We start from the raw sequence: 5,128 nt of genomic DNA, 5'->3' as shown, positions 1-5,128 counted from the left end.
GGACCTCGGCGGCGGTTGGGTCGTGCGTCGCCGTGGGCTCGAGGCTGTGGTCGAGCGCTACGACCTGGTCATGCTGCACCATGTGCTGGAGCATCTGCCCGATCAGCGCCTTGCCTTCGCGCAGCTGCGGCGAGTGGTGGCGCCGGGCGGCGCGCTGCTCGTGCGCGTGCCGCTGGCCGACTCGCTGGCCTGGCGCCGCTACGGCGTCGACTGGGTGCAGCTCGACGCGCCGCGCCACCTCGTGCTGCACACGCGGCGCAGCCTGGAGCAGCTGGCCCGCGACGCCGGCTTCGCGCTCGAGGGGAGCGAGGACGACGGGACCGCCTTCCAGTTCTGGGGCAGCGAGCAGTACCGCCGCGGCATCCCGCTGCGCGATCCCCGCTCCCACGCGGCGGACCCGCGCCGCTCGCCGTTCACCCGCGACGAGCTCGCCGGCTTCGCCCGCGAGGCGGCGCAGGCCAACCGCAACGGCACCGCTGACCAGGCGGTGTTCTATTTCCGGCGCGATGCCGGGACCAACGGCACATAAGTCGACGGTCCGTTTTGCCGGGGTAGCCGGGAGGGGCGGGCCCCCGTATCATATGGGATGAATTGCATCTAGATTCGCACGAGGAGGGACATGTCGCCCATCAAATCGAAACGCGCGCTGGTCGTCCTGACGACCCTGGCGCTCGCGGTCGCCGTTCCCGCCGTCGCCCAGACGGGATTCTCGGTCCTGTGCCTGTCGGCGGCGCCCGACACCTACGTCGGGGAGATCGACGTTCCCTACGGGGAGGACTTCGACCTCTACGTCATCCTGGCCGGCCCCGACGTGGGCGCGCCGCTGTCGTGGCGGCTCGACACCGTGGACTGGGCCGTGCTGGGCAGCTGCTGCGGCGGTTCGCCCGCGTCCCTCATCGGGTCGGAACTCGCCGGCGCCCCGCTCGCCCACCAGGGCGATCCCGTCCTGGGCGTGCACACCACTTCCGACGGCTGCGTCCAGCGGAACGTGGTCACCCTGGCCCGCCTGAGCTTCACCTGGGTCTACGAGCCGACCGGCCCCTTCTTCCTGGGCGCGGCCGCGCTCGCCCCGGCCTCCGCCTGCGACGGCCCGTCGCAGATCCTGGACGGACGGACGCTGCGGGTGGTGCCGTCGGGCATCACGCCGGCGTCGTCATCGAGTTGGGGAGGGGTCAAGTCGCTCTACCGCGACTGATCCGGGCGGGACGTTCAGCCCTCGTCCAGACCCGAGCGGTAGCGGCCGCTGGCGGGATCCTTGTAGACCTTCACCTGACGGTACAGCTTGATGCCGAGCCGGCCGGCCGCGATCTCCCGGAAGAGGTGGTCGAGGCAGCCGGCGAGGTCGTCCATCTGCTCGCTGATGCTCTCGAGGCGCGCGTGCAGGGCGACTTCGTCCGCGGTGCCGCCGGCGGTGGAGAGTTCCTCGCGGATGTGGTAAAGCTTGAGGCCGAGGACGGTGATGCGGTCGATGATGCTGCCCGGGGACTCGGAGTTCAGGGGCGCCCCGGGTCGGGGGAGGCCGTCGCGCGCCAGCACGCCCATGATCTCCACGTCGAGGGCCTCGATGGTCCGCACGCGGCGGGCGTTGGAGGCGTCGATGGAGCGCTTGACGGCCGCGAGCACCTCGTCGCCGGCGCCGTGGGCGCGGCTGCGGTCCTCCTCGTGCCACTGGTAGGTGTTCACGAGCTGCAGCAGCTCGGCGATGCCGGCCCAGCCGCGGTGTTCCGGCGCGAGGACGTCCAGCGCGTCCTGCCACGAGCCCAGCTTCTGCTCGTGGAGGTGCCAGCGGTCGATGACGCGCCACAGGATGGGCAGCAGCGCGCCGGATTCCGGCCTGGCGCCGGGCTGCGGCGCGACGGTGGTGTCGGGCTGGTTCATCGGCGCGCTCCCCTCGGCTCGTCCGCGGTCGTGGGCGCGGCTACTGTAGGACATGGGAGCGGGGGCGGCAAGCCGTCTCCGGGCGGCCCGCGACGACCGGGAGCGACGATGACGCGTGACGTGACGATCCTATTGCTCCTGCTGGGCCTGGCCTCGGCCGCCACAGCCGCCGCCGACGCCCCCGCGGGCGTCGTGCCGCTGCATCCGGCGGTCGGCGACACGGTCGACGCCGGCGAGGCGGCCCGCTGGGGGCTGTTCCCCGACGTGCCCGGCCTGGTGAGCGCCGTGTTCGCGCCGGGGCCGCGCGGCGGCTTCCTGGCGCGGCTGACGGTCGCCGGCGACCCGCCCGGCGCGCACCGCGAACGCAACGTGCCGCGATCGCAATGGGACGGGTGGCGCCGCAGCCTCGACGCGGGCGAGCCCGTGTCCGGGGCCCCGCCGGAGGTGAACCGCGGCAACGCGGTCTGGCCGGAAGTGCCGCTGCCGGCCGACGTCGCGCATCCCGCCGTACCGCGGTCGGGCCTGCCGGTTCCCGACGTCGGGCCGCCGGGCCGCTGGCTCCTGCTGACCGACCTGGGCTGGAAGCACGCCACCACCGCTTTCGGCGACTACTTCACCGACATGCTGCGCGTCTCGGTCGCGCTCGGGCTGCCGCTGGGCGAGAACTTCCTGGCCACGGCCGGCCTCCAACTGGGCCTCGGCGACCTGCAGGACGACTTCGAGGACCTGACGAACAACGGCCGCGCGGCCCATTACGGGATCGAGCTGGGCGCCCGGGCGCTGCTGCCGGTCGGCGAGCGCACCGACGCCGTGCTGGGCGTGCGCGGCGGCTACTACCTGCGCTCCCTGCGCTGGGGCGGCACGCTGTTCTGGGGCTACGGCACGGTCTACCGCAGCGGCTCGCTGGTGCGGGAGATGTCCGACTGGGGCGGCGGCCTCGACGTCGGCCTGCGCCGGCGGCTCGGGGGCGCGGACTCCCGCCGCTGGCTCGCGGCGACCCTGCACGCCGAGACCTGCGCCGCCGACCCCGTGCTGCTGCAGGACGCGATCAGCGGCGACCGCCTGCTCGCCGACGATCACGACGACTGGATCGGCGCCTCCATCGGCCTGATCATGGGCCTCTAGATGGGTTCATAGGCCCGCCGCGGCCGAGGTTTTCCTTGGCGCGCCGGCGGGGCGCTGGCTACGATGGGCGGAAGCGGGCGACCGTGTCGTCATCCCGCGGAACCGAGGAGGTCCCATGTCACCCTGGATGTCCGAGCTGATCGCGATCGTCATCCTGCTGGCCGTGGTGGCGTTCGTCATCGCCCGCCTGCCGAAGATCGACCTGGGCCACGACCCCGGCTTCCGCGCCCGCCGCGTCTGGAACTGGCTGCCGCTGGGCCTGACCTACGCGCTGCTCTACATGGGCCGCTACAACCTGACCGTCAGCAAGGGCGCCTTCGAGGAGATCGCCGGCGGGACGGGCGGGTCGCTGATGGGCAACACCGACTTCGGCGTGATCTTCGGCGTGGGCACCGTGGTCTACGGCTTCTCGTTCCTCATCAACGGCCCCCTGACCGACCGCTTCGGCGGCCGCAAGGCGATGCTCGCCGGCACCGCCGGCGCCGTGGCGATGAACGTGCTGATGGGGCTGGCGACGTGGTCCCTGCTGAACCAGGGGCCCCAGTCGGCGTTCCTGGCCGCGAACTTCGTGCCGGTCTTCGCGGTGCTGTACGCCCTGAACATGTACTTCCAGAGCTTCGGCGCCGTGGCCATCGTCAAGGTCAACGCCTCCTGGTTCCACGTGCGCGAGCGGGGCGTGTTCGGCGCGATCTTCGGCATCCTGATCTCGCTGGGCCTGTACTTCGCCTACGACGTGGGCAAGCTGATCCTCAAGGGGATGGGGCTGGTCTGGGTCTTCATGATGCCGGCGCTGCTGCTGGCGATCTTCTGGGTGATCGACGTCTTCGTCGTGCGCGACAAGCCGTCGGAGACCGGGCACCTGGACTTCGACACCGCCGACGCCACCGCGGGCGATTCGGGGCCGCCCATGGGACCGGCGAAGGTCTTCAAGATGATGCTGAGCAACCCCATCATCATGACCATCGCCCTGATCGAATTCTGCAGCGGCTTCCTGCGCCAGGCCATCATGCAGTGGTACCGCACCTTCGCCAAGCAGACCGACGTCGCCCTGCACCTGGGCTCGGGATTCGTCACCGAGCACTGGGGCATGCTGCTCTGCTGCGCGGGCATCCTGGGCGGCGTGGTGGCCGGCACCGTGAGCGACCACGCGTTCCAGTCGCGCCGCGGCCCGGTCGCGGCGGTCCTGTACGGCGTGCTGCTGCTGGGCGCCGTGGTGCTGATCTTCACCTACCAGACGCCGTTCGTGGGCTGGCTGGTGGTGCTGATGTCGATGGCCGTCATCGGCGTGCACGGCATGCTGTCGGGCACCGCGAGCATGGACTTCGGCGGCAGCCGCAACGCGGGCATGGCCGTCGGCATCATCGACGGCTTCGTCTACCTGGGGACCGCCGTGATGTCCTTCACGTACGCCGCGGTGCTGCCCAAGGAGCAGCTCGACGCGGCCGGCAAGATCGCGGGGCCGGCCACCGATCCCGCCAACTGGCTGGCATGGCCCCTGGCCATGGTGCCGATGGCCGCGCTGGGCCTCTTCCTGTCCTTGCGCGTCTGGAACGCGAAGCCGCACCGCGGGGGCGCGGCCCACTGACCGATATCCGCAGCGAGGTGCATCGCTTGAGAAGATACCTGACGGCCGTCGCGGTCGGCCTGCTGGCCGCCGCGACCGCCACCGCCTCCGTCGACGGCGTCGCGGAAGCGGGCGGCGCCAGTTTCATGATCGTCGCCGGCGACACGATCTGGCTGACCGACCCCGTCCTGGTCCTGGGCACGCGCGTGCCGGCGGCGCTGCCCGTCGGCGAGCGCGAGGTCACGGTCCTGGACGCCGAGCAGGCGGCGCTGCTGCCCGTGCGCGGGCCGGCCGAACTGCTGGCGTCGGCGCCGGGGGTGGCCGCGGGCCAGCGCCAGCTCTACGGCACCCAGGCGGACCTCTCGATCCGCGGCTCCACCTTCGAGCAGGTGCGCGTGCTGCTCGGCGGCATGGACGTGGGGGACCCGCAGACCGGCCACCACGCCCTGGACCTCCCGCTCTCGCTGGCCGACCTGGCGCGGCTCGAGGTGCTCTCCGGCCAGGGCTCGGTATTGGCCGGGGCCGGCGCGTTCGGCGGCGTCGTCAACGCGGTGCCGCGCC

6 protein-coding genes are annotated in these 5,128 nt (G+C 72.2%); 5 read left to right on the top strand and 1 reads right to left on the bottom strand.

From position 1 onward, the window contains the following. Both Q7W29_07475 and Q7W29_07470 read left to right on the top strand, forming a co-directional pair. Window positions 1-529, top strand: a 529-nt coding sequence (locus Q7W29_07475; protein ID MDO9171653.1) for a class I SAM-dependent methyltransferase, incomplete at its 5' end; no start/stop codon positions are given. 90 nt (window positions 530-619) lie between these two features. Continuing rightward, window positions 620-1,195 carry a hypothetical protein gene (locus Q7W29_07470; GenBank protein MDO9171652.1) on the top strand — a complete coding sequence of 192 codons (576 nt, stop codon included), beginning with the start codon at window positions 620-622 and terminating at the stop codon, window positions 1,193-1,195. A gap of 14 nt (window positions 1,196-1,209) precedes the next feature. Here the strand turns inward: Q7W29_07470 and Q7W29_07465 are convergent, their stop codons facing one another. Beyond that, window positions 1,210-1,878: a DUF4254 domain-containing protein gene (locus Q7W29_07465; GenBank protein ID MDO9171651.1), complete on the bottom strand. Its 669-nt coding sequence runs from the start codon at window positions 1,876-1,878 to the stop codon at window positions 1,210-1,212. Between the two features lie 108 nt (window positions 1,879-1,986). Between Q7W29_07465 and Q7W29_07460 the strand changes: the two genes are divergently transcribed. The 3 genes from Q7W29_07460 to Q7W29_07450 all read left to right on the top strand — a co-directional run. Further along, entirely contained in the window at window positions 1,987-3,003 is a 1,017-nt protein-coding gene (locus Q7W29_07460) for a hypothetical protein (protein MDO9171650.1), read from the top strand. Between the two features lie 115 nt (window positions 3,004-3,118). After that, on the top strand, window positions 3,119-4,588 hold the full coding sequence (locus tag Q7W29_07455; protein ID MDO9171649.1) for an MFS transporter: 1,470 nt from the start codon (window positions 3,119-3,121) through the stop codon (window positions 4,586-4,588). 26 nt (window positions 4,589-4,614) lie between these two features. Next, on the top strand, window positions 4,615-5,128 hold a 514-nt coding region (locus Q7W29_07450), incomplete at its 3' end, for a Plug domain-containing protein (protein ID MDO9171648.1).

The sequence above is a fragment of the bacterium genome (genome assembly GCA_030654305.1).
GTDB lineage: Bacteria > Krumholzibacteriota > Krumholzibacteriia > LZORAL124-64-63 > LZORAL124-64-63 > PNOJ01.
The sequence above is the reverse complement of the archived record's forward strand: the minus strand, read 5'-3'. Positions and strand labels throughout refer to the sequence as shown.